Source organism: Desulfotomaculum sp. 1211_IL3151 (assembly GCF_036763075.1).
GTDB lineage: Bacteria > Bacillota > Desulfotomaculia > Desulfotomaculales > Desulfotomaculaceae > Desulfotomaculum.
This window is the reverse complement of sequence record NZ_JBAIYV010000039.1, coordinates 37,754-64,111: the sequence shown is the minus strand read 5'-3', so window position 1 is coordinate 64,111 and position 26,358 is coordinate 37,754. Positions and strand designations below refer to the sequence as shown.

General features: G+C 42.5%; 23 protein-coding genes. 5 read left to right on the top strand and 18 right to left on the bottom strand.

Annotation, left to right across the window (positions count from 1 at the left end; genetic code table 11):
• Positions 1-35: 35 nt before the first annotated feature.
• Positions 36-638, bottom strand: a complete 603-nt coding sequence (locus V6C11_RS10280) for a TetR/AcrR family transcriptional regulator (RefSeq protein WP_333531072.1) — start codon at positions 636-638, stop codon at positions 36-38.
• A gap of 180 nt (positions 639-818) precedes the next feature.
• Here V6C11_RS10280 and V6C11_RS10275 point away from each other — a divergent pair, with 180 nt between their 5' ends.
• Positions 819-1,682 carry a DUF6544 family protein gene (locus V6C11_RS10275; RefSeq protein ID WP_333531071.1) on the top strand — a complete coding sequence of 288 codons (864 nt, stop codon included), beginning with the start codon at positions 819-821 and terminating at the stop codon, positions 1,680-1,682.
• Between the two features lie 126 nt (positions 1,683-1,808).
• On the opposite strand, the gene V6C11_RS10270 is transcribed toward V6C11_RS10275, so the two are convergent.
• Both V6C11_RS10270 and V6C11_RS10265 read right to left on the bottom strand, forming a co-directional pair.
• A complete protein-coding gene (locus tag V6C11_RS10270) occupies positions 1,809-1,940 on the bottom strand; it encodes a hypothetical protein (protein ID WP_333531070.1) in 132 nt (43 codons plus the stop codon).
• Positions 1,941-2,055: 115 nt separating this feature from the next.
• On the bottom strand, positions 2,056-2,937 hold the full coding sequence (locus V6C11_RS10265) for a LysR family transcriptional regulator (RefSeq protein ID WP_333531069.1): 882 nt from the start codon (positions 2,935-2,937) through the stop codon (positions 2,056-2,058).
• Between the two features lie 114 nt (positions 2,938-3,051).
• Here V6C11_RS10265 and selD point away from each other — a divergent pair, with 114 nt between their 5' ends.
• Both selD and V6C11_RS10255 read left to right on the top strand, forming a co-directional pair.
• Complete coding sequence (selD, locus tag V6C11_RS10260) at positions 3,052-4,107, top strand: selenide, water dikinase SelD (RefSeq protein ID WP_333531068.1); 1,056 nt, start codon at positions 3,052-3,054, stop codon at positions 4,105-4,107.
• 16 nt (positions 4,108-4,123) lie between these two features.
• Complete coding sequence (locus V6C11_RS10255; RefSeq protein ID WP_333531067.1) at positions 4,124-5,005, top strand: sulfite exporter TauE/SafE family protein; 882 nt, start codon at positions 4,124-4,126, stop codon at positions 5,003-5,005.
• Here the strand turns inward: V6C11_RS10255 and V6C11_RS10250 are convergent.
• The 4 genes from V6C11_RS10250 to V6C11_RS10235 are packed head-to-tail and all read right to left on the bottom strand — an operon-like array spanning position 4,912 to position 9,454.
• Positions 4,912-6,624, bottom strand: a complete 1,713-nt coding sequence (locus tag V6C11_RS10250) for a bifunctional diguanylate cyclase/phosphohydrolase (RefSeq protein WP_333531066.1) — start codon at positions 6,622-6,624, stop codon at positions 4,912-4,914. The two genes, V6C11_RS10255 and V6C11_RS10250, sit on opposite strands and share 94 nt — an antisense overlap.
• Complete coding sequence (locus V6C11_RS10245; RefSeq protein ID WP_333531065.1) at positions 6,600-8,465, bottom strand: SpoIIE family protein phosphatase; 1,866 nt, start codon at positions 8,463-8,465, stop codon at positions 6,600-6,602. The genes V6C11_RS10250 and V6C11_RS10245 overlap by 25 nt, the downstream gene beginning before the upstream one ends.
• A gap of 40 nt (positions 8,466-8,505) precedes the next feature.
• A complete protein-coding gene (locus V6C11_RS10240) occupies positions 8,506-8,895 on the bottom strand; it encodes a DUF1987 domain-containing protein (RefSeq protein WP_333531064.1) in 390 nt (129 codons plus the stop codon).
• A gap of 10 nt (positions 8,896-8,905) precedes the next feature.
• Complete coding sequence (locus V6C11_RS10235; RefSeq protein WP_333531063.1) at positions 8,906-9,454, bottom strand: SiaB family protein kinase; 549 nt, start codon at positions 9,452-9,454, stop codon at positions 8,906-8,908.
• Between the two features lie 232 nt (positions 9,455-9,686).
• Here V6C11_RS10235 and V6C11_RS10230 point away from each other — a divergent pair, with 232 nt between their 5' ends.
• Positions 9,687-10,130, top strand: a complete 444-nt coding sequence (locus tag V6C11_RS10230) for a hypothetical protein (protein ID WP_333531062.1) — start codon at positions 9,687-9,689, stop codon at positions 10,128-10,130.
• A 99-nt stretch (positions 10,131-10,229) separates the two neighbouring features.
• Here the strand turns inward: V6C11_RS10230 and V6C11_RS10225 are convergent, their stop codons facing one another.
• Positions 10,230-11,123, bottom strand: a complete 894-nt coding sequence (locus V6C11_RS10225; protein WP_333531061.1) for a DMT family transporter — start codon at positions 11,121-11,123, stop codon at positions 10,230-10,232.
• Between the two features lie 253 nt (positions 11,124-11,376).
• Positions 11,377-13,941, bottom strand: coding sequence for a selenium-dependent xanthine dehydrogenase (xdh, locus tag V6C11_RS10220; RefSeq protein ID WP_333531060.1), 2,565 nt, complete (start codon positions 13,939-13,941; stop codon positions 11,377-11,379).
• A 377-nt stretch (positions 13,942-14,318) separates the two neighbouring features.
• Here xdh and V6C11_RS10215 point away from each other — a divergent pair, with 377 nt between their 5' ends.
• A complete protein-coding gene (locus V6C11_RS10215) occupies positions 14,319-14,867 on the top strand; it encodes a DsbA family oxidoreductase (RefSeq protein ID WP_333531119.1) in 549 nt (182 codons plus the stop codon).
• Between the two features lie 55 nt (positions 14,868-14,922).
• Here the strand turns inward: V6C11_RS10215 and V6C11_RS10210 are convergent, their stop codons facing one another.
• The 9 genes from V6C11_RS10210 to ssnA all read right to left on the bottom strand — a co-directional run bounded on the left by V6C11_RS10210 (position 14,923) and on the right by ssnA (position 26,350).
• The gene (locus V6C11_RS10210) at positions 14,923-15,231 is read right to left on the bottom strand and encodes a thioredoxin family protein (RefSeq protein WP_333531059.1); all 309 of its coding nucleotides are present in this window, start codon (positions 15,229-15,231) and stop codon (positions 14,923-14,925) included.
• 14 nt (positions 15,232-15,245) lie between these two features.
• Positions 15,246-16,166 (bottom strand): NAD(P)/FAD-dependent oxidoreductase, encoded by a 921-nt coding sequence (locus V6C11_RS10205; protein WP_333531058.1) that lies wholly within the window; start codon positions 16,164-16,166, stop codon positions 15,246-15,248.
• Between the two features lie 159 nt (positions 16,167-16,325).
• A complete protein-coding gene (locus tag V6C11_RS10200; RefSeq protein WP_333531057.1) occupies positions 16,326-18,191 on the bottom strand; it encodes an aryl-sulfate sulfotransferase in 1,866 nt (621 codons plus the stop codon).
• Between the two features lie 26 nt (positions 18,192-18,217).
• Complete coding sequence (locus V6C11_RS10195) at positions 18,218-19,702, bottom strand: SLC13 family permease (RefSeq protein WP_333531056.1); 1,485 nt, start codon at positions 19,700-19,702, stop codon at positions 18,218-18,220.
• 345 nt (positions 19,703-20,047) lie between these two features.
• Entirely contained in the window at positions 20,048-20,698 is a 651-nt protein-coding gene (locus V6C11_RS10190; protein WP_333531055.1) for a Crp/Fnr family transcriptional regulator, read from the bottom strand.
• Positions 20,699-20,917: 219 nt separating this feature from the next.
• Entirely contained in the window at positions 20,918-22,312 is a 1,395-nt protein-coding gene (gene hydA / locus V6C11_RS10185) for a dihydropyrimidinase (protein ID WP_333531054.1), read from the bottom strand.
• Between the two features lie 214 nt (positions 22,313-22,526).
• Positions 22,527-23,606 carry a 4Fe-4S binding protein gene (locus V6C11_RS10180; protein ID WP_333531053.1) on the bottom strand — a complete coding sequence of 360 codons (1,080 nt, stop codon included), beginning with the start codon at positions 23,604-23,606 and terminating at the stop codon, positions 22,527-22,529.
• 21 nt (positions 23,607-23,627) lie between these two features.
• Entirely contained in the window at positions 23,628-24,977 is a 1,350-nt protein-coding gene (locus tag V6C11_RS10175) for a nucleobase:cation symporter-2 family protein (protein WP_333531052.1), read from the bottom strand.
• A gap of 44 nt (positions 24,978-25,021) precedes the next feature.
• Positions 25,022-26,350 (bottom strand): putative aminohydrolase SsnA, encoded by a 1,329-nt coding sequence (ssnA, locus tag V6C11_RS10170; RefSeq protein ID WP_333531051.1) that lies wholly within the window; start codon positions 26,348-26,350, stop codon positions 25,022-25,024.
• Positions 26,351-26,358: the final 8 nt, after the last annotated feature.

Below are 26,358 nucleotides of genomic sequence, written 5' to 3'. Positions count from 1 at the left end.
CACTTTAATCTTTTTAAAAAAGCCCTTTAGAATCTTTACTTGTTTTTAACTAAACCGTTAGACAGAGTTTCATGGAACGATATGACCATTTCTACCATTTCTTCTTTGGTTATATCTCCTAATACTATCCATTTGTACAGCAGGTATTTTTCTACTGCTAGTATAGCCTGGGCAACCGGGGGAACCGAAACGTTATTAAAGGCACCTTTATTAATGCCGTACTCAATATTTCTAATATAAAACTCAATTAATTTATCCTCAAACTGCTTTAGGCATTTGTCAATGGCTTCACTTGTGCCAGCTACTCGACTATATATTTCCGACATCTTCTCATTTTTGGCAAATACTTCCATTGTTACGCGTTTTGTTTCAATAAATCTTTTGTACAAATCCTTTTCAGTTGTGTAATAGCTATTGACACCTAAAATGATTTGATCCGCGAACTCTTCCAGAAGTGTCTTTAAAATATCTTCCTTATCCGTAAAGTAATTATAAAAGGTGCCTGTCCCAAAACCTGATTTATTTATTATTTCGCGAACTGGGGTATCAAAATATCCCTTTTCTACAAAAAGATCAATTGCACATGCCAAAAGCCTTTGCCGACGTTCTTTATTTTGCTTTATTTTTGGTATAGTCATGTTATATCTCCTCTGAGTGTACGTACGTTCAGTAAAATTTTAGCACTATCATTATTAACCGTCAAGATTATATTGATATAGAATTTTAGTCAAATAGGTAATATATTACTATTATACGAATAGTTAATAACATTTCATTAAGAAGTAACTTGTACCGATGATCCGTAAGGAGGATTACAAATGGATAATAAATATATCTTTATAATTATATTGTTTTCGATTATGTTGATGGCCCCGTTTCTGATTTACATGTCCCAGGAGTTGAAAAGAACCTATAAAAAAGAAGTGCAAAAAGGTATTGCACGTAATGCAAAGGCAGAAAATAACATCTTAACTGAAAAGGATATCCATCATTTACCCAAACCCGTGCAAAAATACCTAAACTATGTCGGGGTGATCGGCAAAGAAAAGGTGCAAAATGTAAAGGTGACCGTTGATGGCGAAATGAAAATGGACCCTAAAAAAGGCTGGGTCAAGATTAAGGCGGAACAGTATAACTTCTTTGACAGTCTCCCCACCCGATTGTTTTATATGGGAGTTAAAATGTCTGGCATCCCAGTTCTGGGTTTACATTCTTATACTGCTGAGGAAGCCACTATGAAAATAAAAGTTGCGGGTTTGATTACGGTGGTAAATACTACTGGCCCGGAAATGAGAATAAGTGATACAACAACGCTGTTTAATGATATGTGTTTTTTTGCGCCAGCAACCCTCATTGATCACAGAATTAAATGGGAATCGATCGATGATTTGACAGTAAAAGCCACTTTCAATGCTTACGATTGTCAGGTATCTGCACTTTTGTATTTTAATGATAAAGGAGAACTGATCCGTTTCGTTAGTGAGGATAGGTACTACTTGTCGATGGATGGCTCTTGTAAAAGGGTTAGATGGTCAACTCCAATTGGAAATTACCAGGAAAGGAATGGCTTAAGACTAGCTACCTATGGAGAGGCTATCTGGAGTCTCCCAGAAGGTGAATATTGTTATGCAAAGTTTACCGATATCAAGGAAGTTAAATATAACAGTGATGCAATATCATAAAAACTACTGTAAAGTCTAACTTTACAGTAGTTTTAGACAGTATACGGCTACGGTTTGGTAATGTAAATACAAAATTTTATGTATAAGCAGGGGATATTTCCCCTGGCTTTTATTACTAGTTCTCACTTATTTGGTGGAATAGCCGTAGAATCCCTCACCAAAGAACAAAAGGATGAGCACTAGGAAGAGAATAAATGAGGGTGAATATGGATTAAATCCACCACATCCCCCTGCGCCACCGCCATAACCAAAACCCATAAAAAAACCTCCTTTAATCATTACTAGGAATTACTTTCCCTCTAAAACATAATATGTATTTCATCTTTAAAGGTTACAGTGGTTTTAAATTTGGGGTTTGACTTCCATTTTTTTATTACCCACCGCTCCATTGCCTTAGTAAGACTAGAAATTTTTGTGCCGCAGGTGAAAATGTTTTTTCTCTATGATAGATAACATTTAACATTCTAAAAAGCCTAAAATCGCTTATTGGTTTGCAAATTAGATTTGTTGTGCCAATGGTTGCAAGTTTTGAAACGATTGAGATCCCTAACCCAGAGCTGACTGCTTGTTTGACCGCTTCTGTATTGTTTAATTCCATCGCGATTTTCACATTAAAGCCTTTAACCAATAAGCTGTTTTCAACAATCATTCTAGTACTTGAGCCAGGTTCTCTTAGTATAAAATCAAAATCCGCAAGATTTTTCAGTTTAATCTCGCTTAATTCCGCCAAAGGATGTCCCTTGGGAAAGATTAGAAGTAGTTCGTCCTTTAGCCAAGGTTCGATATGAATATCCCCTGGATAGGTAGTTTCTTCCCCAATAATGCCAAAATCCAATCGGTTTTTACTTACCATTTCTTCTACACTTTTGCTGTTTGCGATCTGTAGCTTGGGTATCACCCCGGGATAATACTTTTTAAATTCCCCAATAATTTTTGGCACTAAATAAATACCCGGCGTGGTACTAGCCCCGATAAACACCCTTCCCTTACTATATCCTTTTATTTCATCGATGGTTTGGCGTGCCTCGGTTATCAAGCCAAATACCCTTTCCGCGCAGGCAAAAAAAGCAGCACCTGCCTCCGTTAAATAAATCTTTTTACCCATTTGTTCAAAAAGTTCAATGCCAAGACTTTCTTCGAGTTTTTTAATTTGAATCGATACAGATGATTGGCTTGTGTAAAGTTCCTCTGCAGCCCTTGAATAGCTTAAGTTTTTGGCAACCGTGTAGAATACCCTGAAATGATTTAAATTCATATACACCTCAATAATATTAATTTGATATGATTATCATTATATTAATATATTTTTAAAATACAACTCCGGAATGTATAATCTTGTTAAGAAAATACAAAAATGGGAGTTGAGTTTATGCAAGAGCAAAAAGTTACATTAACACAACTTGCCAGCTGTGCTGGCTGAGCAGCTAAAGTAAGTCCGAAGGACTTGGCGCAAGTTTTGCACCTCTTACCTCAAATTGATGATCCCAATGTTTTAGTTGGCACAAGTACCGCAGACGATGCGGCAGTTTATAAAGTAAATGATTCTTTGGCCATCGTTCAAACCGTTGATTATTTTACACCTGTCGTGGATGACCCTTACACCTTTGGGGCCATTACAGCAGCTAATTCTTTAAGTGATATTTATGCCATGGGTGCGCAACCATTATTTGCTTTAAATGTAGTTGGCTTTCCCTCTAAAAAACTTCCGCTGAAGGTCCTGGCTGATATATTACGGGGCGGGGCAGCGAAGGCAGTGGAAGCAGGTATTAACATCATTGGCGGCCACACCATTGATGACCCAGAACCTAAATACGGCCTGGTGGTTACAGCGGTAATCCATCCCTCTAAGGTTATTACCAACGCCGGGGCAAAGGAAGGAGATTATCTTGTTTTAACCAAGCCCTTAGGTATAGGAATAATAACCACTGCCATGAAAAAAGGCGTGGCGGGCCAAAAGACCATCGATGAAGCAATTAAGGTCATGAGCACCTTAAATAAAAATGCCGCGGAAGCAATGATTCAGGTTGGCGTAAACGCTTGCACAGATATCACGGGATTTGGCTTCTTAGGTCATATACATGAAATGGTCAAAGCCAGTGGCGTGGGAGCAAGGCTAGATATGGAAGCGATTCCGGTAATTTCGGAAGCATGGGATTTAATTAAAAATAAAACAGGTGTAATCCCCGGGGGGACCAGAAAAAACCTCGATTTCTTAAGGGAGCATCTGGTTTATAACCATCGCATTGCCGAAGAAGAGTTGTTAATCCTGGCAGATGCCCAAACCTCTGGGGGGTTGTTAATATCTGTTTCCGAAGCAAGACTACCCAACCTTATCCATGAATTAAAGGCAGCGGGCGTTGAAACCAATGCAGTGGTAGGAAGGGTTATTACAGATGATTTAAACAGGCTGCAGATATGTAAGTGATCGGGGGTAATGCATTATGACCACCCCATTGCTAACCATCCTTTTTGCCCTAGGATTAACGGGCGGCTTTTTTTCGGGACTCTTAGGTATTGGTGGGGGGATTATTATGGTCCCCCTCTTGCTTTACATCCCCTCCCTTTCTGGTGTCGCAGTCTTGTCGATGAAAACTGCTGCCGGTATTACGATGGTACAGAGTTTAGCTGGTGCCTTTTCCAGTTTAGTGGCACATAGAAAGAATAAATTTGTTCATCCTTCGTTGGTTATGAACATGGGCACCGCAAGTATCATCGGTGCACTTGTAGGTTCGCTATTTTCAAAGAATATAGACAGTAATACCATGTTAGGGATTTTTGCTTGCATGGCCCTAATGGCAACTTTAATTATGTTTTTACCTAAAGGCTCTGACGATGATGAGGTAGACTTAGAAGAAGTAAAATTCAACAAATTTCTTGCATTTTTTGTAGCTTTACCAGTGGGCTTGCTAGGCGGTATCATCGGCCAAGGTGGGTCCTTTATTCTAATACCCCTGATGTTATACCTAATAAAAATACCCACCCGAATCGCCCTAGGAAGTTCCAGTGGGATAGCCTTCCTATCTGCCCTTGCTGGTTTTATCGGTAAATATAGCACGGGTCAGATTCCTGTTATGATGGCATTCGTCCTTGTGTCCGGATCTGTTTTGGGAGCACAGTTTGGCGGGTATATCAGTAAAAAGTTGAAAACTACAAGATTGCGCTTAATTTTGAATATAATTATCGCTGGAACGGCCCTAAGAATCTGGTATCAACTCAATGCAACCGTGTTTTACCTGTTATTGATGACCGGGCTAATTCTAGGGTTCGTAATATTTCTGAAAACGCGTAAAACTAAAAATGAAAAAAATACATTGGAAACATAAGGAAAAAGGATATCTGCCTGTTCGAGAAATGCCTTTACTAAAGTGGGGTCAAACTGTTTTCCGCTCTGTAAACGTATTTCTTCTAAAGCTTCCTCCCTGGTAAAGGCCTTGCGGAAAATGCGATCGTGGGTCATCACGTCGTAGGTATCAATAATGGCCAACAGTCGACTGATAAAGGGGATTTGTTCTCCCTTTAAACCACTGGGGTAACCGCTGCCGTCCCACCGTTCATGCATGGCTAAAATTGCTTCTGCCACAGTGGACTCACCCACCGATAGCCCCATACGATAGCCAATTTCACTATGTCTCTTAACGATTTCCCATTCTTCGTCAGTAAGCTTACCCGGTTTGCACAGTATATCTTGGGGTATGGCCAGGTTCCCCACATCATGTAAAGCTGCCAGCAGTTTCAGATTTCTTACCTCCGTGGAAGTGACAGAGCAACCAAGAAACTTAGCAAACTGAATAGCTACTTTTTGAATGCGGTTGATATGACCTTCATTGGTAAAACTACTGGTTTGCAAACGTTTTTGAACATCCGCAATAATTTTCTGGCGAATAGCCTTGCTTTCGACCAGTTTCTTTTTATACATCTTATTTTCCGCATTATTAAAAACTTCGGAAAAAGTAGTTTCTGGATCTTCTAAGGTAGCGTTGCCCATGGCAATACTAAGCTCAATGGGGTTGGGAGGTGTTTCCTGGCAAGCTTTGGCTATTTTGTCCTCTATTTTTTGACAAATTTCTTGGTTCGTGTTTGGCAGCAAAATAAGAAACTCATCGCCGCCCCAGCGGGCAACAATACCTAATTCCCGGCAACATTCTTGTAAAACCCTGGCCGCATTAATAATCAGTTGATCACCCTTCGCGTGGCCGAACGTATCATTGATTAATTTTAATCCATTCATATCTCCTACAATGACACTTAGGGGTAAGTTGGCCGGACGCACTATTTCGAAGATAATTTTATCAATATAGGCCCGGTTAAAAAGACCCGTTAGGCTGTCATAATTACTAAGAAACTCGATTTGAGCCTTTGATTCTAATTTTTCGGTGATATCTGTTAGGATCACCAGTACCTGTTTTCCGGCACTTTCTGTTTCCTCAATATATTTATATGCTACCTCTATGCTTTTTTGATTTATATCGATTATACTAGGTAATTGCAACAGATACTGCTTCCTCGTGTTTAGCGAATTGGCATGAAAAACCATTTCCAACACTTTTTCCATACGCTCTTTTGAATCTGGATTATCAATACAAAGCAAATCAATAATATTGGCATTTGCAACCTTTTTTCCAAATATTCTTTTGCATTCGACGCTATATTCCGTGTCTACTAATAGGTCTTGACCAAAGGTTAAAAACCCTTGGTTCGTATTATCCAGCAAGTTTTTTATTTCATACTCCCGTCTTTTGAGAATCTTGCCCTGGGAATCACTAATGAGAAAAACCTTTCTGGATACCTTGAGAAGCTTTTCATACTCCTTTAATAATTCTTGGTATTTTGGTAATAACTCATTACCGATATATAGAGGGTTATTCATTTCTTCTTTACCTGATTGTAATAAAGCTATTTCTTTTTGAAATACTTGGTCTAGGATTTCTCTATATATCTGCAAGATTCTTCTTCCCTTCCAAAGAGATCAAATGTAAAGGCCATGACCGTGATGTCATCCCTTTGAGATTCATCCCCCATATAATTTAATAACTCATTAAGAAAAACCTTGCCCTGTTCTGAGAGGTCCTTTTGATAACTGCCGTTAATAATTTCAATGAAACGTTTTTTACCAAAGGAGTTAGCATTGGACCCACCGTTTTGATCCAAGAAGCCGTCTGTGGTTAGATAGAAAAGGGTTCCTGGTTTAATTTCCAAGGTATGATTGGTATAGTAATAGTCCTTTTCTGTTCGAACATAGCCAATACTTTTCTTATCCCCTTTAATAATCTGGATATTTTCATTGGCCTTGATATAAAGTGAAGATTTGGCACCGGCAAATACCATCGTATCCTCGCCATTAAAATAGCACAGACCGATATCCAAACCATCATCGGTAAGAGCTTCTTTGGTTTCCTGATTAAGGGTTTCCTTAATAAATATATTTAATTTTTGCAGTATATTAGCAGGGTCCGCTTTGGTTTCTTCATCTGCTATTTGATTCAGGACTGAGATGGTAATCATTGTCATCAGGGCACCAGGTACACCGTGTCCCGTGCAATCACCCACTGCTATCAATAATTCTTTATCAAATCGCTTGCTCCAATAAAAGTCACCGCCCACTAAATCTTTGGGCTTCCATAACAGGAAATAATCCTTAAAAAATGTATTTAATTTATGATTAGAAGGTAAAATCGCTTCCTGAATACGTTTGGCATAATCAATGCTGTCCATTAGCTTCTGATTCTTTTCAGACAGTTCTTGCGTTCTGGCAGCCACCTGTTCTTCCAATTGCTGATTTAGCTGCAGTGCCTTCTTATAGGGATCCGTGAGATTCCTTGAAACAAAGATAAAGAAAAAGGTAATGGAGACCAATACAATAATGGATGCCAACAGGGTATTTAATTTAATCGTATTTAAAAAAGCTACCGTTTCATTACGTGGTATCTCTACCAAAAGCAGCCAGTCGGTGGATGCCAAGGGATAACTAATTAAATCCACTAATTGCCCTTGATTATTTTTATATTCCTGGTTTGAGGATATTTCTTGATCCATGGTGGCTAAAAAAGCTTTGGTTACTTCCTTGGGCAAAAAATCTATGACATGCCTGCCGTTATGGGATAGGTCATTGGAGAGATAGATATTGCCCTCTTTGTCAATTAACCAAAGGTGGCTATTTTCACCGTATTTAAAGGCTTCAAAATGCCGGGAGAATTCCTTTAAACTTAAACCTACACCTGTTATGGCCAGGGGTTTATTGACATCACCCATGATGGCATTGATAAAGACAAAGGTATCCTTTCTTTCCTGGTTATAATCAATATCGATCGATACCCTTTGTTTAGCAGCTAAGGTCCGATAAAACCACTGATCATCCGGGTCTGTGGGAGACATGGTATCGATTATCTGCCCTGTTTCCGTCCAGTAGTGGCCGGTAAGGTTACTGACCACAAAGGAATTGCTGTAATCCATACCACTGGTTAGCTGGGAAATCCTTTGCAAAACATTATTTTGCTGCACGATGTCCCTTTCCCCATTGACAACCCAGTGCATCATTTCAGGGTCCTGGGCAAGTATCAAAGAGGTTTCCTGGGCCCTTTGGATACGACCGTCAATTTTAGAAGAAATGGCATCGGCAATGGTTGCCAGATCCTTACTTTTTAGTTTATTAACGACCTCTTTTTCAGTAATGATATAGGAAATCGAGCCAACCAATAAAATAGATAAAATAATAATGAAGCTGGCAAATAATGTTACTTTTTTAACCTCCGTATCCGGTTTAAACATATTCTTGTTTATTTCCATACAACTCCAATAAAAATTATTCCCAGCCGTTCCTTTTTGTTTATTGGTCTTCCCTGGGGATGATATTAAAAGGTAAGCTAAGGTCCTCTTTAAATTCCTCTGCACACTCCAATTCGCTTTCGTTATCTTCATGGTAGTACCAGTTGAGAATGATCCCTTTACCAGACTCATGGGCCTTATCCAGTTTTTCCAGCAGCATCATAATACATTTCGAACTGCTGGTATTAATATAGGGCAGGTTAAAATCAATTTGCACCAGAACATCTGTATTTAGCTTTTCTAAATATTCATCCAGCCATTGAAAAATAGGCTCATAAAATTTAAAGGCGTTTTCTGGGTAGGACTGACCCTGTAGGAATAAAAGGTTTTTGTCGCAATCAAAAATGACGGTTGGTGTACTTCTGCTACCCTCGATGTGTAATATATTCATGTTTATCCCCCTAAACAATGACCTTTAAGGTAAAAAAGGAAAATTGTTCATCAATCATGTTAACTGTATATTCCAACGGTTTTCTGGCCTTACGGGCGATATCTATCAGCCCTACACCGGCTCCTAGGCTATCTGGAGGAAGTTCTTGTTTTATTTTTTCTTTATAAAGCTTTTTCAGTGAAGTTTTATCAAGTGGGATCAAATTCTCAATCCGTGTGGCCAGTTTTTTTGCATCTTTGTTTTCTATAATGTTACCAGAGCTAACATAATGGCCGTTCTCATCCTTGCCAATGATGACAATGCAAGAGTTGGCAATTGTATCATAAGAACCGGCAGCAATTTTACTTTCACAATAATTTTTGATATTTTGGGTTTGTTCAATAAAGACTGAAAAAACATTGAAAATGTCAGTTTTAGGATGTTCTTCTGTTTCTAAGTATTTTTTTACTGCCTCTCCCAACTCCTCAATTATTATTTGGGAAAATTTACCAGAAAAACTAATCAAAATACCTTGCTGTCTTAAATGGCTTTGTAAGCTCATCAGTCCAGAATAAACCAAGTTTTTTCCCCCTTGATTCGAGTTCTTCATTATATGAGTATTTAGACTTTTTTCCTCATTTTCCTTTAAGATATAAGGCTTTGACATAAAATGTTTTTTTATTTTTCATATATTTTTTCATATATTGGAATAATGGTATTATTGATTATTTTTTAGACCGAAACTCCATAATAAAGAAAATAATAAAAAAAACGTTATCCCTTGAAATTTACTAATAAGAGGTCACATAACCATGCACTATCTTATTTACACCCTTGTCGATTGGGGTATCATCTATTTCTTTGTTGGCAGCAGATTCTTAAGGCTCTGGCAGACTGCTTTAATCGGGCTAGGAATTACGATTGTCGCGGATTATTTTGGTATGAAATACAACCTTTATTATTATACCAAAGGTATCATTCATATCGGTAACCAACCTGTATTTGCTTTGGTAAATGCCTTTGCCAACTGCATCATTTACCTTAATTGGCTGCCACAGGCGTGGGGGAAAAGGATTCTTTATACAGTCTGTGCTTCTACCCTATTTTTAGCGGTGGAAGCAGCTATGTTTAGCGTAGGAGCAATTCAGTATCCCAACTGGGAATTATGGTACAGCTATTTTCTACTAAATTCAGGGCTGTTATTAATGGTTTATCTGGCTGACCTACTCAAAGTACTACCCAAAAACCGTCTCTAGCCATCATACGATAGCAATGCCCCGCCCTGATAGTATAAAATAAACGGCCGCAATCCTTGGAGGATTTACGGCGTTTTTTCTCATGTCATGTTTATGGCTCTATTCTTTCTCCTCTTCCCTCTGAATTAGCACACCAAGCAGCACCACTGCTCCACCAATTATTTGCCATATACTGAGATGTTCTCCCAGAAGGAAAAATCCAAACACGCCTGTAAAGGCAGGTTGCAAAGAACTTATGATGGCTGAACGGGAGGCACCAATGATGGTGATCCCTTTAAGAAAGGTAAACATAGCAATAAAGGTGCAGATGATCCCCAGATAGATCAAGGAAACCCAGCCTTGGGCAGGTAGACTAAAATTAATCTCACCAAGGGTTAAACCAACCACGAGAAAAAATATTGCACAGGAACTGGTCATATAGGCATTAAACACGGGTACTGCCACTTCACTTAAAACCTTGCCGGAAAAAACCAGGAATATGGCATTAATTAGCGCAGCGATTAAGGCCAGGAAAATGCCTAGCGGGTCCAAGGCCTCCATGGGCTTACCCAAAATAATCATACAACCTATTAAGGTTAGACCCAAGGCCAACAACTTGCGCCGGTGTAGGGGTTCCTTAAGAATAAAGTAGGAAAGCACCGAGGTTATGGTAGGGTAAACAAAAAATAATAAAATTGCCATAGCAGCCGGTATATACTTGTAGGCATTAAACAGGGCCAGGGTAAGCATGGCCTGACCGCCAATGGCTAAGCCAATCACCCGAATAAGCTGATTGCCCGGCAATACCGCAGGCGTTTTTGTTATGATCAAAGTAACCCAAAAAAGCAGTGCTCCCAACACATTACGGGCAGCCAGGGCAGTAAACACCGTAGTCCCAGCTTGATAAGCAAATTTTGCAGAAATAGCTTCCGTACTAAGGCTCAAGGTAGCAATCATTATCAATAAAATGCCAGTTGTTTGCTGATATTGCTTCTGTTGGTTCGGTTCATTCACTTGAGGAACTCCTTCCAGGTATTCCTTTAATGGTTCTACTCTATTATATGCATGCTTAGACCCAAACACTATTTTCCAAAGGCCATTCCAAACAACTTGTCATCTTGAGTGGCAGCGAAGGACCTTGGGTTTTAGCCCCTCTATGTTTTAGATCCTCCGCTAACTGCTCAGAATACATTATTCATCTAGAAAAGCAGACAAAAAAGAAGTGTCGCTTACTACTAGAAAGTAGTTTTGCGACACTCCCAGTTGCTTATTTCTTTCTATTATAAGCTGTATCTGCTAGGGGTAAGCTGGTTCTAAACTTGCCGTCCCTTCTATAATAGGCTCCGGCCACCGCTGGAGCGGTGGGTATGGCTGCAATTTCTCCGATACCCTTGGCCCCGTAGGCTAAGGGTACCTGATTCTTTTCCACAATAATACCTTCAATTTCCGGTACATTGGCAGCACGGAATAGACCCAAGGTGCCAAATTTCGCTGTGGGCATGCCGTCCTTTAAGGGGAAATCCTCGGTTAAAGCATAGCCCAGGCCCATGACCACCCCACCATCGATTTGCCCCTCTACACCAATGGGATTGATCGCCCGTCCCACATCATGGGCTGCCACTATTTTTGCCACCTTACCCTCTTCATTTAATATCGCCACATGGGTAGCATAGCCGTAGGCAATATGGCTTACTGGGTTCGGTTTGTCTGCACCGATGGGGTCCGTTACGGCAGAAAACTCGTCGTAATACTCCCGTCCCTCTAATTCTTCTAAACTATGATTTTCTAAATCTTTCTTTAATTGCAGAGCAGCTTTCCGGGCTGCTTCACCGGTGAATAGGGTCTGTCTGGATGCTGTGGTGGTACCTCCGTCTGGGGTGGTGTAAGTATCCGGGTTGCCGGTTTCCAACTTGGTGTAATTAAGGCCCGTGGCCTCTGCTACAATTTGGGTTAATACGGTGGTCATCCCTTGTCCAATACAGGCAGCACCAGTTAGGATCATTACCTTACCATCTTTAACCAATAACCTCATACGGCCCACATCAGAAAGGCCTACCCCAATCCCACTGTTCTTCAAGGAACAGGCAATGCCAGCCTTCGGGTTGCTTTCAAAGGCCTCCTTGACTGCCAACAGGGTTTCCTTAAGGGCTGTACCTTCATCGGCAATTTGACCGTTGGGTAGTACCCCACCCGGTTCAATGGCGTTACGGTAGCGAATCTCCCAGGGTGAAATTCCAACCCTTTCAGCCAGCAGGTTGATGGTCGATTCCATGGCAAAGGAAGACTGGGGTACACCAAAACCACGGAAGGCACCACAGGGCGGATTATTGGTATAGACCGCAATACCTGTAAGGTCTACATTTGGTATTTGGTAAGGGCCGGCGGCATGGGTACAGGCACGTTCGGTCACTGGTCCACCCAGAGAAGCATAGGCTCCGGTATCCGTGATAATCTCTGCTTTGACGGCAGTGATCATACCCTTTTCGTCACAGGCCACGGTATAGTCCATATATGCCGGGTGTCTTTTGGGATGTACCCGGATGCTTTCCCGACGATCCCAGGTCAATTTTACCGGCTTTTTAGTATGCCAAGCCAGAAGGGCTGCATGGTGCTGTACAGACAAATCTTCCTTGCCGCCAAAGCCCCCACCCACCATCTTACTAACCACTCTTACCTGTTTTTCCGGTACACCCAGAATTTGAATAATGCCGGCATGGTCATCATAGACGTTTTGACTGCCCACATATACAGTAAGGGTCCCATCCTGATTTGGTACTGCCAAGGCACTTTCTGGCTCTAAAAAGGCATGTTCCGTAAAGGGAGTGGTGTATTTTTGCGTTACCACATGTTTAGCCTTGGCTATGGCTTCTTCTACATTCCCTCTTTTTACAACGGTATGGCGCAGGATATTCCCTTTGAAATTTGGATTAAGTGTTGGTGCTCCTTCCGCCAGGGCTTCCTGGGGACTCAGGAGCGGCTTTCGTACTTCATACTCCACTTCAATTCGCTCCACTGCTTCTTTGGCAATTTTGCGGGTGTCAGCCGCCACGATGGCCAGGGCATCTCCCACATAGCGAGTTTCTCCGCCCACAGGCACCAGGGTGGGCCAATCGTGTACAATATGCCCTTCTAAATTCTCACCGGGAATATCCTTCGCTACTAATACAGCTACCACACCAGAATAGTCCTGGGCCTTTGAAACATCGATGTGTTTGACCACAGCCCGGGGATATTTACTTCTTAATACCGCTCCATGCAGCATGCCTTCTACCTGCATATCATCCACGTATTCAGCGGTGCCAAGGGTTTTCCCAACGGCATCTACCCGGGGCATACGATCTCCCACCCGGTAATTATCTGGCTTCAATTCTGGGGTAAAACCTTCTCTGAGAGCCTTCGCTGCCATAGCAATGGCCTTCTCAATTTTTACATAACCGGTGCAGCGGCAGATATTACCCTGTAGTGCCTTTTTGATTTCAGCGGCTGATGGATCAGGGTTTTTATCAAGCAGCCCTTTGGCACTGATCACCATACCAGGAATACAAAAGCCGCATTGTACTGCCCCTGCTGCCGCAAAGGCCCAACTGTAAATATCCTTTTCCTTTTCCGATAGTCCCTCGACGGTTATGATCCTTTTGCCATTTACTTTCTCAAGGGTTAAGACACATGCCTTCATAGCCTTACCATCCACCAAAACCATACAGGCCCCACAGGCACCTTCACCACAACCGTTTTTCACAGAAGTTAAACGGGCTTCTTCCCGAAGATAATCTATCAGACTGCCGTTTTGTTCCACCGTAACCGTGTTATCATTAAGATTTATGGTGTACATCCGATCAACCCCTCAGTTAAATAAGTTTTTTTGCTGCATTAAGTATCTGTAGTTTTAGGTTTTTATAGCAAAAAAACTCTTAGAATATTTTCCAATATCAAAAAGGGAACTGTTGCTTATTTCACAACACTCCCTTGATACACTTGGTAATCTTAGAAATTAAAGACACTTTGTAATTCCTCGGCGGTGAAATCCCAAACTGTATTATGGGTGGTATTTCCTAGTTACCTCCCGAATTAATTGTTGGGAATAGGTTGCCCTGGGACAGCAGAAAATATATGTGATAAAATGGCAAAGGATCATTGAAAAAGAGGTGATTTAATTTGGAAGCTATTAATCTAACAATTTTCTCCGACTATGCCTGACCCTTCTGTTATATCGGCAAAGGTATTGTCGAAAAACTTTCCCAGGCATATCCGCTGCAGATTATTTGGTTGGGTTATGAATTAAAACCAGAAAGACCGGCAGAAGGTGAAGAACTGGCTGAGCTATTTCCAAATTTCGATCCTGTGGCCGCCTACGGTCGTTTTAATAAGGTTGGTGCAGACTATGGACTAACCTTTAACCCAGTGACCTTTCTTCCCAATACAAAGTTGGCCCTAATGGCAACGGAGTACGCCAAAGACCAGGGTCTTTTTGAGGAATTTCACGCCGGGGTATTTAAGGCCTATTTTAGTGAGGGTAAGAATATTGGCTCCCAGGAGGTAATTCTTGAAATTGCCGTCTCCCTTGGTCTGGACAAGTCACAGGTCGCCGCTGCCTTGGTCGATCCTCAATATCAGAAACGTCTGGAGGATAATCGACAAGCCGGCCTAAAATGGCAGGTAACTGGTTTACCCACTTTTATCATACAAGATCAGCAAAGAATCGTCGGCGCACAGTCCTATGATACTTTCAAAAGAGCAGTAGAGCACTTCCTTAAATAGCAAAAACCCGCCCGAGTTTTAACCCGGGCGGGTTTTGATTTGAAATACCAATCCATTAGCTAATCATTTGGACAATCTTAGGCTTTTGTTGCAGCCCCTTTACTCTGGTTACCTCTTGACCATCATTGAATACAATCATGGTTGGATAGCTCTCAACGCCGTATTTTTCCACTGCCTCTTTATTTACATCAAAGTCTACCAGAACGATTTCTACATCATCCACGCTTTTGGCCACATCTTTCAAAACGAAGCCTAACATTTTGCAAGGACCACAGGTCTTAGAATAAAAATCAACCAAAGCTTTACCCTGTCTAATAACCTGCTCTAATTCTTCACCATTAATCTCCCTAACTGTAACAGCCATTTCTTTTCACCCTTTTATACGTTTAATTTTTCGATATATTTGGCCACTGATTGGGCAGCTATGGCCCCATCACTGCAGGCGGTTATCACTTGTCTTAGGTGCTTGCTGATGATATCCCCGGCACCATAAATACCAGGTACCTTTGTGGCCATGCAGGCATCCGCCTCGATATAGCCATAATCATTTAAAATCCCCAAATCCTTAAAGGCTTCCGCCGTGGGTTTTAAACCAATGTATTCAAAGGCACCATCTGCCAGTACGGTAATTTCTTCATCGGTTTTGGTGGATTTAGCCTTTAGTCCGGCAAATTTATCTTCGCCTATGAATTCTAGGATATCATAATATTCATAAATCTTAACATTGGGCAAAGATCTTAATTTTTCACAGGCTAAGGGGTCAGCTGTTAAATCAAACAGGGTAACAATGGTCACTTCCTCTGCCAACCCTGCCAAATAGATGGCTTCTTCCACCGCAGAGTTGCCACCGCCAATGACAATTACCTTTTTATTGCGGTAGTGAGGGCCATCGCAAATGGCACACCAACTAATTGTGGTTCCCGCAAAGTTTAATTCACCAGGCACCCCTAACATTCTGGGTTTGGTGCCGGTAGCAATAATGACTGCCTTTGCTTCAAAGAGATGGCCTTCTTCGCAGAGCAATTTTTTAACATGGCCTTCTGATTGGATCTCAGTTACTGTGCCATAATCAAAATTGACCCCAAGTTCCAGGGTATGCTCAAACATTTTTATGGCCAATTCTGCTCCATTGATGGTTCCCATACCGGTATAGTTTTGAATTTCAAAGGTATTTACAATTTGCCCACCTGGGGCCAATTTGTCTAATAGCAGTACCTGTAAGTTTGCCCTTGCCGCGTAAATTGCTGCGGTCATACCAGCAGGACCAGCACCTATAATCGCTACATCATATAGTGCCATTTATCTCGCCTCCATAAACCAAGAGTTTGTTATTCATTTAATTTTATCAGCTAGTGAAAGTGATCATAAATAACATAGACTAACTTATCCTAAATGATGATTGAGAAAGCACTAAGTTGAAATTGATCCCCTTAGTGCTTTCACTTTCGTTAATTCGTTTTAAAGATTAACCGTAACCCCTGTTTCATACTTATACTCATCTATGATTAGGGAGATTTTATATTCACCTGCTAGTCCTTCTCTACTAACGGGGAACTCAACAGCCCGCTCATCGCTTTCCTGGAAGGTACCGACACACATGGCCAAGAAGGGGCGTTTGGTGGTTGGTACAAAGTAACTATGGGTGGTCTCACCTTCCAATTGCAGCAGAACCATTTGACCCTTCTCAAAGGTTGCTTTGAGGATCATTCTATCTTCTTCCAGACCCAGCTTGACATTGTATTGAGCAGGCACCATACCACCAGCTTCTGCAGGGGGAATGGTGGTAAACTCTTCGGTGACACCTAAGGTACCTAATAATTCACCTTTACCAAGGGTTAATACATCCTCTGCCGCATAAAGCTTTAATTTTTCAGCACGATAGAAGTTGGCTGGCAATTGCATTTCATACATTACCACATCATCTTTTAATTCTACGGTGATCGAGTTAAATACTACCTTTTTCTCATCTTCGCCTCTAAATTGCACCGGTGGTCTATTGCAGACCTCACCATCAAAGAAGCCTACTCCGCCTGAGTGTACCAGATAATGACCTTCGTCGTAGTATTCTACGTTGCAGATGTAGGTAGAGAAGAATTCTGCTCCTCTTTCTTTACCATACTGCCAAACCTGCTCAATTTCCATTTTTTCGGTATCAATTCTATATCTTACGCCACGGGAGAAGTTATCTTTAGCCGGAACATAATTTTCTTTAACCTTGGCTCTCCAGTGACCATTATCAAAGGCCATAATGTCACCATCTGGCAATACCACACAGGCGTGCTGCTCATACTGCCAATCAAAGTCACCTTCACCCACTGGCTTAAAGAAATATTTATCAACTAACTCCTGGGGCCAGCCTTCTGGGTCACCGATAACCCAATTTAAAGCACCGGTTTCATAGTCTATGTTAATAATGGCATCCTGATGGCGTCCGGACAGGGTTAAGCTGTTAGTCTTTTTGTCATACCAAACTGCGTTGTTGTGGAACCAGTCATGGCTGTCCTGACTGCCGGAGCCACCTACATCGGTGGGCAGAGCCTTTTGATAATCCCAGGATTTTAGAATTTGCCCAGTCTTACGATCAACCAATACTAACATGTCCTCAACGGTACCCCTTGGGGGATCCTGGGTTAAGATTAGGAGATTGCCATCTTCCATTTCAAATTGGTCATGATGATAGCCGCCTGGTATACGATATTCTTTATAAATTTTACCGATCATGCCCATTTCATAGATGCCGGTAGTATGATAAGGAGGCATTAATAAACGATGGGTACCGATTAGCAACCGACCATTTTGAACTCTCTTGATATCAAAGGCAAAGTTTAGGGTGCTATACCAGCGAACATCACCTTTATAGTCGTAGCCGGCAGTGGCTGCTGTGGAGGTGGGACTTACAAACATGATATTATCCTGGAAATATTCTGCCGTGGTGGCAGTCATGGTTGGTTGCTTAACTAGCTCGGATGCTGCTTCGGTTTGGATCGTTAAAACGGTAGTCTCGCCGGTGCCCAGCACCAATTCCACCTGGTTAGCGCAACCGGCATAAAGACCATAAACAGGTATCATGTGTTCAGTGGCTGCGGGAAAACTGGAGCTGATATTGCCAGCCTCTTCTTTTCCTTTAACTGTGATTGCTAGGGTAGTTGGTGCTGCTGTTTTAAACATTACCAAGGCTGTTAAAGGAGCAATGAGATAGGGATTTATTTTTACATAGGGATTAGCAAAGGTATATTCTCCCTTTTGGTATTCTGCCACAAAGGCTTGTTCTGCTTGATATTGCTCGGTAATAATGTGATCAAACTTTTTAAATTTTACTGTCATGTTGGTTTCCCCCTTCATAATTTTTATTAGCTATAGATAAGGTTTGCTAAAGGCATGCCAATCAACAGGAATAAAACAAAGGACATTAATACAATTACACCACCATATTTAACTACATCATTGGCATCTACCCATTCTTTATTACCTATTAGGATCGCCGCATAGGGTGATGCTGCCGGTGTTAAGATAGCCACATGCAGGGCAAAAATTACTGCAGTGGTTATGGCCATGGCATTGGCACCGTTTTGTTGAGCAAAGGTGAAGATAATCGGCATCAGCAGTACACCCATTACACCGTTATTGGCGATATTTGTAATCAACATAGAAAATACCAGGAGTATTGCAGCAAAGATCATCGGTGAACGGTCTCCCAATAAGGGGTTTAAGGCATGGGTGGCAAACTCTTTAATACCGGTTCCTTCTCCAGTTAAGGCACCGGAGATGACCATCGCTGAGGCCACTAGGAAGTAAACATCCCAGGTAACATAACGGCCGATAATTTCTTTGAAATCGATAATGGGTTTGTTATCCACCTTAACTAAACACAGGCCAACAATAAAGGCCATTACCACACCCCAGGGGCCAATTTTATTGATAATGGCAATAAAGCCAATGGTCTTTGGTAAAATACTGGGTAAAAGAATCAGGATGAGGTAGCCAAACAAGCAACCAAACAGGATTTTTTGCTGTAAAGTCATGGCTGGCAGCTTATCTTTTTCAAATCGCTCGGTACTAATATTGGCAATCTTGCTCATATCTGGTTTAAATACAAATTTGATTAGTAAGCTAAATACGATAATACCTAGGGTCGACATAATAAAACCAAAGAGCATATAGGGTAAATAATCAAGCTGCATTTTAGTAACTTTCTCAAAGGAGCCTACAATCATGAGGGCCGAACCAGTGAAGGGCTTGGCGGCCTGACCAGAAATAGCCCCGAACATCGTACCAATAACCATGATAGTGGTATATTTGTCGCCCCGCTTGTAACCAACATCCTTTAACACATCGTAAAGGATAGACCACATCAATAACAAAGCAGGTAAAATGTTTGCCGACAGGGCTGCCAAAACATAGGCGGTGTAAATAAAGATAAAACTAAACATCACAGGTCGACCGTTAATAACTTTTCTGGTTAAAAACCATCTACTAATGTATTTGGTTACACCAGCATGTTGGATAGCACCAAAGAGGATCATGGCAAAAAGCACCAAAATGGGAACGGTATCACCAAAGGATAGTGCCAATACTTCTTTCATGTTAGCGTATTCTGTTAACCCCAGGGCAATCATACCTAACAAACTGGGCCATAGAATGGAAACAAAGGACCATAGGTAAATCATACCGATAAAAACACCTAAAACTTGCATACCCATTGGTGTTATTGGCTCAAAGGGTTCTAACCTGCCAAAACCAAACATAAATAAAAGTCCAATAATACAATGAATATAATATAAGGTGTTGTTAGGTTTTGTTGCCGGCGCAGCCTTTGTGCTAATGGTTTTATTCACTTGTAAATCACTCCTTATAATATAATTTAATATAATAGAAGTATTCCGGCATGCACGAGTTAACATAATTTTTATCTAGCCTTAATATTACCTCCTTATTATAAAAACTTTGTCGATTCATGCACTTTTTATTACAAGACCATCATACCAGTTTGAAGTTAGAGAAAAGTATAACATAGACTAACATTCTAATTATTTTTTATCCTTTATGACACTTTTAATGTCGTTTGCCTGTCGTATTTATTGTCGTATTAAGGACGACAAAAGGGTTATTGCACGATCATCTAAAAGTATCGTGCAATAACCCTTTTGTTCATGTGAGTAAGGGTACATTCCCTACTCAATTCAGTAATTGATTGTTTTCTCCCCTTTTGCATAGCTAGCCAACTGTATCTCATCAAGGATAACAATACCTTCTTTTTCCTTATCTATTATCCCTTCCTCTTTTAGTGCTTTAATTATTTTTGCCACAGTAACCTTATGGATACCTAAAAAACGACCCATTTTGGTAAGGTTGCTATAGTCTTTATTCACCAGCAGCTTTCCTTGTTTGGTTTGTGAGTTTTTCAACAACTGAGCACAAAGTCGATTGGCTACCTTCCCTTCTTGTCTGGCTTGAAAGGAGTTAGCCAATTCCCGCAACTCCCGCATGGCCATAAATATCAATTCGTTTAAAATATCCGGCTTATCCTGCACATACTGAAGAAAGGTATCTTTCGGAATTTTATAGCAACTACAATTACTATCGGCAATAAAATTGCTCATGCTGATGCCATCACTATATAAAATCAACACACCTACAAGAGATTGAATAAACTTTGGCGATGGCTTTTTAACACCAAAAATTATCTCATCACCTTTTTCAGTGAAGGTTGTCCGATGGCAAGTACCCTTTTCTAAATAATACAGGAACTGGACATTTTCCTCCTGCCGAATTATATATTCACCCTTTTTAAATTCGCAGCGAACAACACCCGGTTGTTTGAGCAAATCCATACGGTTTCTCCCTTCCCCTTGCAAATAAAGAAACTAACCATTTGCTTTTAGTTTTTAGTAATATTCTCTAACATAGATGTTTTCCCTTGCATAATTGCGAAAAATTTCAATACTTTTACCCATTATGTAGATACATAAAAAAGGTGATTCTTGTTCAGTCTTTAAATACAGAATCGCCTTTTTTAATAACATAAGGGCCTCCTTCAAAGGCCTTGTTTTTTAAGTTATGCTTCTAAACTGAAAGGGTTTTCGTAAGAGGTACTGTCCCTTGGGTTCTTCCGGGCATAGTTTACCCCGGTCTACCACTTGTTGGCCGCGAATAAAAACCTGCTCGGCCCGGCCCTGCTGTTGCCATCCCTCAAAGGGGGTATAATCTACCCGCTGCGTTTGGTTGGCTGCACGAATGATATAGGACGGACGAGGATCCCACACCACAATATCAGCATCACTGCCCACCGCCAGGGTACCTTTGCGGGGGTATAAACCAAATAATTTTGCTGAGTTGGTGGCAGTAATAGCCACCAATTGCTGCATACTGATTTTACCTGTCCCTACACCATAAGTGTACAAGAGTCCCAACCGATGTTCTACCCCCGGCGCACCGCCGGGTATCTTACTAAAATCCCCCAGGCCAATTTCCTTTTGACCTTTAAAATTAAAAGAGCAGTGATCGGTGCCGATGGTATCCAGGGCACCGGTTTTTAAACCTAGCCATAAAGCTGCTTGATCCCGGGGTTTACGCAAGGGCGGCGACATAACATATTTAGCCCCTTCAAAACCTTCCCCGGCATAGCAGGAGTCATCCAGCAGCAGATATTGAGGGCAGGTCTCGGCATAGACTTCCACACCCCTGGTTTTGGCTGCAACCACTTCCTGCAAGGCACTTGCACAACTAAGGTGGACGATGTAAATCGGTGTCCCGGCTAATTCCGCCAGCATGATTACCCGGGAGGTAGCCTCCTGTTCGGTGGCAGACGGCCTTGTCAGTGGGTGAGATATCGGTCCCGTGCAGCCCTGCTCCTTGGCTTGTTGAATCAGCACATCAATAACATCGCCGTTTTCACAGTGGAAGCAGGCCAGGGCGCCAAGCTCCTTACAATGCTGCAAGGTTTGAAAAATTTCCCCATCATTTACACGCAAACGCTTGTAAGCCGTATATAGTTTAAAGGAAGTAAGCCCTTCCTGCTGCACCAGGGCCGCCATTTCCTCCGGTACCTGTCCATGATAATCGGTAATACCCATATGAAAACCATAGTCGGTGTAGCTTTTCCCACCAGCCTTGGCCTGCCATTTGGCCAAGGCATTGAAGAGACTCTCCCCTTTTTCCTGGGTGATATGATCGATAATCGTGGTGGTTCCACCCACCACAGCGGCGGCGGTCCCGCTGACAAAGTCATCTGCTGTGGTAAAGGAACCAGCTGGCATATCGAAATGTGTATGGGGGTCGATGGCACCGGGCAATAGGTAACAACCGTCCACAGAAATTACTTGATCCCCGGGCCCAGCCAGGTGGTCGTTCCCGATAGCGATAATTTTTTCTCCTGCCAAACGGACATCAGCCCGGTAACAATCAACTGCAGTAACAATTGTTCCTCCACTTAGTACGATTCCCATGTAGCACTTCCCCACTTATAAATTTAGCTGTCCTGAAAAATGGCAATCATTCGACAGTACCAAACACCTGGGTTACCCTCCGTCTTTGTCATCCCGAGCGATAGCGAAGGATCTTTTTACAATAAAAGGCTGCCCCCAAGATCCTTCGCTGTCACCCAGGATGACATCCCGTTTTCATTCTCAATTTGATGGTGCCGCTTTCAGCTTTCCACCCCTACAAACGAAGTGCACTCTTTGGACAACGGGTTACGCAAAGACCGCAACCAAAGCATTTTTCCGGATCGATTTTCAGTTGCTCCTCCCGGGTGATGGCACTGTACACACAGCTAGTCTCACAAATGCCGCACTTGCTGCAAGCATCTTGATTGACCTCCGGGGCAATGGATTCAGCCCGGAAGGCCCGCTCCGCCATCTTCTTGATGGTAAGTCCTTTAATTTGGGCTACATCCGTATAGCCATGGCTATCTAAGAAATCATTTAGTTCCTTGGCAATTTTGCCATATACTTTGGGACCCTTGAGGATTCCCTCGGTACATACTTGAACCGCCGATGCACCTGCCATAAACATCTCAGCCACATCGCGACCGCTGGTTACACCGCCTACTCCAAAGATAGGTATTTTGACAACCTGGGCTACATCATAAATACAACGCACCGCCAGGGGGCGAATGGCAGCACCGGAAAGCCAGCCATAACCTGTTTTGCTGCCCATGAGGGGAAGTCCCGTATCCACATCAATGCCCATGCAAGGACCAAAGGAGTTAATCATAACTAAACCATCTGCACCGGCTTCTTCTGCAGCCTTGGCTATTTGTTGAATGTCTGTATGGGGGCTCATCTTTAAAAATACCGGCACATCTACTTCCGCCTTGGCAGCTTTTAGGGCATTAATCATAGGAGCCGGATCAGTACCCACATAGTGGGTGGATAATTCCAAGGCATCGGCATAGGGTTTGACCAGTCTGGCCAATTCACTAATTTGCTCAGCCGTATAGCCCAAACCAACAATTACCGGCACGCCGGTTTCCTTGGCCAGCTTATACTCTTTTGCCAACCATTGCTCTTTGGGTAGTTCGGACCATAATTCCGTGTTTAAAAAGCCGCCTTTAACTTGCGCCATACAGGGGCGGGGTACTTCAGCGGGGTTTACTGAGATGGTTTTGGTAACAAGACCTCCGGCTCCACCCTGCACCGCAGCCTGGCACATGGCCCCGTCCTTGGACCCAGGGCCAGCCGCAGGCATCACAGGATTAGGAAATTCCAGTCCGCATATATTTACGCTAATTTTAGCCATGATTTAATCTCCTTTTTATACTTAATGTTGGCTATAAGCTGCAACTTCTGCATCAACTTCCATAGAGTCTTCCGGTCTTTTACCCGTTTCATTAAAAAAGTAATTTAAGGCAATTGCTGCTAAACTTCCAGCGGTAATACCACTATGCAAAATTAGCTGGGCCCATTGGGGCATATGATGATAGAAAGTAGGTGCAGCCAAGGGAATCAGACCTAGCCCCAGGCTCACTGCCACAAGGATCGAGTTATTGGTACCATCGAATTTTACTTTACTGAGTGTCCGAATACCACTGGCTGCCACCATGCCAAACAAGGCAATGCCTGCACCACCTAACACTGGTTGAGGGATAGCAGCCACCACAGCTGCTGCTTTAGGGAACAGACCCAAGGTACCCAAAATAATGCCGGCAGCAACCACCACAAAACGGCTTTTAATCCCGGTAAGGGCTAATAATCCAACATTCTGGGCAAAGGCTGAATGGGGGAAGGTATTCATTACACCGCCTAAAATAGTGGAAAAGCAGTCTGCCCGCAGGCCTCTGGTCAAACCTTCTCGATCGACCTTCTGTCCAACAATTTCACCCACAGCTACCATGTCACCCGTGGTCTCTGTCATAATCACCAGCATGGCCAGGGTCATGGCCAAAATCGATGATAAATCAAAGATGGGCATCCCAAAATGGAAAGGTGTAATAATTTGAAACCACGAAGCAGTTGCTACCTGTGAAAAGTTTGTCATCCCTAGGGGAATGGCAATTATTGTGCCAAAGATCAGACCTAAAAGCACCGCAATACTCTGATAGAAGCCTGTAAAGAACCTAAACATAAAGATAACAAACAACAACACAATCAGGGCTAAACCAATATATTTCATACTTCCGAAATCAGGCGCAGCAGCATTGCCACCACCGGCCCAACGTACTGCTACCGGCATCAGGGAAACCCCAATAAGTGTAATAATGGTGCCCGTGACCACCGGCGGAAAATAGCGAATAAGCTTACTGAAGTAAGGACTAATTAGAAATCCAATCAGCCCGGCTGCTATGGTGGCACCAAAGATACCCTGTAACCCATGTTGAGCGCCCACCATAACCATGGGTGTCACAGCGGCAAAGGATACACCCTGCATAATTGGGCTGCGAATCCCCAGCTTCCAAACACCCAAAGATTGAATGACCGTGGCAATTCCACCCACCAACAAATCAGCATTAATTAAATAAATTAATTCTTCCCTTGATAACCCCAAGGAGTTGGCAATTATAATAGGCACCGCCACGGCACCGGCATACATAGCCATCACGTGCTGTAAACCAAAAACAAATAATTGTCCCTTTGGTAACATCTCATCTACCGGAGCAACATGATCTGCCATACTTGTTAGCACCTACTTCCCATCGTCATAGTATTGATTATTGCTTAAAACCTCTGCCACATGTTGCCTGCTAATTCCCTTGCCCTGGCAAAAATCTCTTCTTCGTCAATGCCCTGAAGCTTACGATTATGCATAACTACCCGTCCGTTGATGATGGTAGTATCCACTGCCCGACCAGACATACCAAATAAAATATGACCATTAAGATTATCACTGGACATGGGTGTGGGCGGGTTGTAATCGACAATGATAACATCCGCATAGGCCCCTGGTTTTAAGCAACCCAGGGGCTTGGCAAAGTATTCCTGACAAATCCCGGGGTTGTTTTCAAACAACATGGTGGGTACTTCCACCCAAGCTGCACTGGGATGCTGCTGGGTGTGTTTATGCAGGATATTGGCTACCTTAAAGGATTCAAACATATCACTGGTATAACCATCGGTTCCCAAACCCACAAAGACACCTCGCTGCATCATTTCCATGACCGGAGCGGCACCCACAGCATTCCCCATATTGGACTCAGGATTGTGCACTACTCGGCTTAAGCTTTGTTTTAACAAATCCATTTCCGCTTCATTGACATGTACACAATGGACCGTGATGGTTTTGGGGCCCAGAATGCCAAAGCGGTTTAGCCGTTCAACCACCCGCATACCGTATTTTTCCTGGGCATCCGTGACGTCGGCCAACCCTTCGGCTGTATGTATATGATAGCCGACACCGGAACCAGCATTGGCCTCACAGCATTTGGCCAGAGTGGCATCGCTGAGAGTTATGGAGGCATGAAGACCAAACATTCCCTTAACCATATCATTATCATTAACCTTGGTATGGTTAATGAAATCCATATTTTCTTTGATACCCTGGTCCATGATCTCAGCACCATCTCGGTCTGATACCTCATAACAAAGGCAACTGCGCACACCCAATTCCTCCGTTGCTTTAGCAATGGTAAACAGGCTTTCCCTTACTGCACCTGGGCTGGCATGGTGATCAAAGATGGTCGTAGTACCGTTTTTAATACAGTCAATCAAAGGCAGCATCGCACTGTAATAGACATCCTCCAGACTAAGCACCTTGTCCAAGCGCCACCACAAACGCTCCAATATTTGGAGAAAGTTACCGGGCGGTGCATCCTTGAGGGCCATGCCCCGGGCAAAGGTGCTGTACAAATGCATGTGAGCATTGATCATACCCGGCATGATGATTTTACCCCCGGCATCAATCAATTGAGCCGTCGGGTATTTTTTCTGCAGTTCCTCGGTAGTTCCCACTTCTGCAATTAGATTGTTCTGTATGGCCACACAACCCTTGGTTAAGTAGGGCTGGGCAGCATCCCTGGTGATAACCTGTCCGTTGCCAACCAGCAGCATTTCGCCAC

Excerpts from the sequence above, each read along its gene's own strand:
- V6C11_RS10280 (WP_333531072.1), bottom strand. The coding sequence starts at position 638 with ATGACTATACCAAAAATAAAGCAAAATAAAGAACGTCGGCAAAGGCTT.
- V6C11_RS10275 (WP_333531071.1), top strand. The coding sequence starts at position 819 with ATGGATAATAAATATATCTTTATAATTATATTGTTTTCGATTATGTTG.
- V6C11_RS10270 (WP_333531070.1), bottom strand. The coding sequence starts at position 1,940 with ATGGGTTTTGGTTATGGCGGTGGCGCAGGGGGATGTGGTGGATTTAAT.
- V6C11_RS10265 (WP_333531069.1), bottom strand. The coding sequence starts at position 2,937 with ATGAATTTAAATCATTTCAGGGTATTCTACACGGTTGCCAAAAACTTA.
- V6C11_RS10255 (WP_333531067.1), top strand. The coding sequence starts at position 4,124 with ATGACCACCCCATTGCTAACCATCCTTTTTGCCCTAGGATTAACGGGC.
- V6C11_RS10245 (WP_333531065.1), bottom strand. The coding sequence starts at position 8,465 with ATGGAAATAAACAAGAATATGTTTAAACCGGATACGGAGGTTAAAAAA.
- V6C11_RS10240 (WP_333531064.1), bottom strand. The coding sequence starts at position 8,895 with ATGAATATATTACACATCGAGGGTAGCAGAAGTACACCAACCGTCATT.
- V6C11_RS10230 (WP_333531062.1), top strand. The coding sequence starts at position 9,687 with ATGCACTATCTTATTTACACCCTTGTCGATTGGGGTATCATCTATTTC.
- xdh (WP_333531060.1), bottom strand. The coding sequence starts at position 13,941 with ATGTACACCATAAATCTTAATGATAACACGGTTACGGTGGAACAAAAC.
- V6C11_RS10210 (WP_333531059.1), bottom strand. The coding sequence starts at position 15,231 with ATGGCTGTTACAGTTAGGGAGATTAATGGTGAAGAATTAGAGCAGGTT.
- V6C11_RS10205 (WP_333531058.1), bottom strand. The coding sequence starts at position 16,166 with ATGGCACTATATGATGTAGCGATTATAGGTGCTGGTCCTGCTGGTATG.
- V6C11_RS10200 (WP_333531057.1), bottom strand. The coding sequence starts at position 18,191 with ATGACAGTAAAATTTAAAAAGTTTGATCACATTATTACCGAGCAATAT.
- V6C11_RS10190 (WP_333531055.1), bottom strand. The coding sequence starts at position 20,698 with ATGGATTTGCTCAAACAACCGGGTGTTGTTCGCTGCGAATTTAAAAAG.
- hydA (WP_333531054.1), bottom strand. The coding sequence starts at position 22,312 with ATGGGAATCGTACTAAGTGGAGGAACAATTGTTACTGCAGTTGATTGT.
- V6C11_RS10180 (WP_333531053.1), bottom strand. The coding sequence starts at position 23,606 with ATGGCTAAAATTAGCGTAAATATATGCGGACTGGAATTTCCTAATCCT.
- V6C11_RS10175 (WP_333531052.1), bottom strand. The coding sequence starts at position 24,977 with ATGGCAGATCATGTTGCTCCGGTAGATGAGATGTTACCAAAGGGACAA.
- ssnA (WP_333531051.1), bottom strand. The coding sequence starts at position 26,350 with ATGCTGCTGGTTGGCAACGGACAGGTTATCACCAGGGATGCTGCCCAG.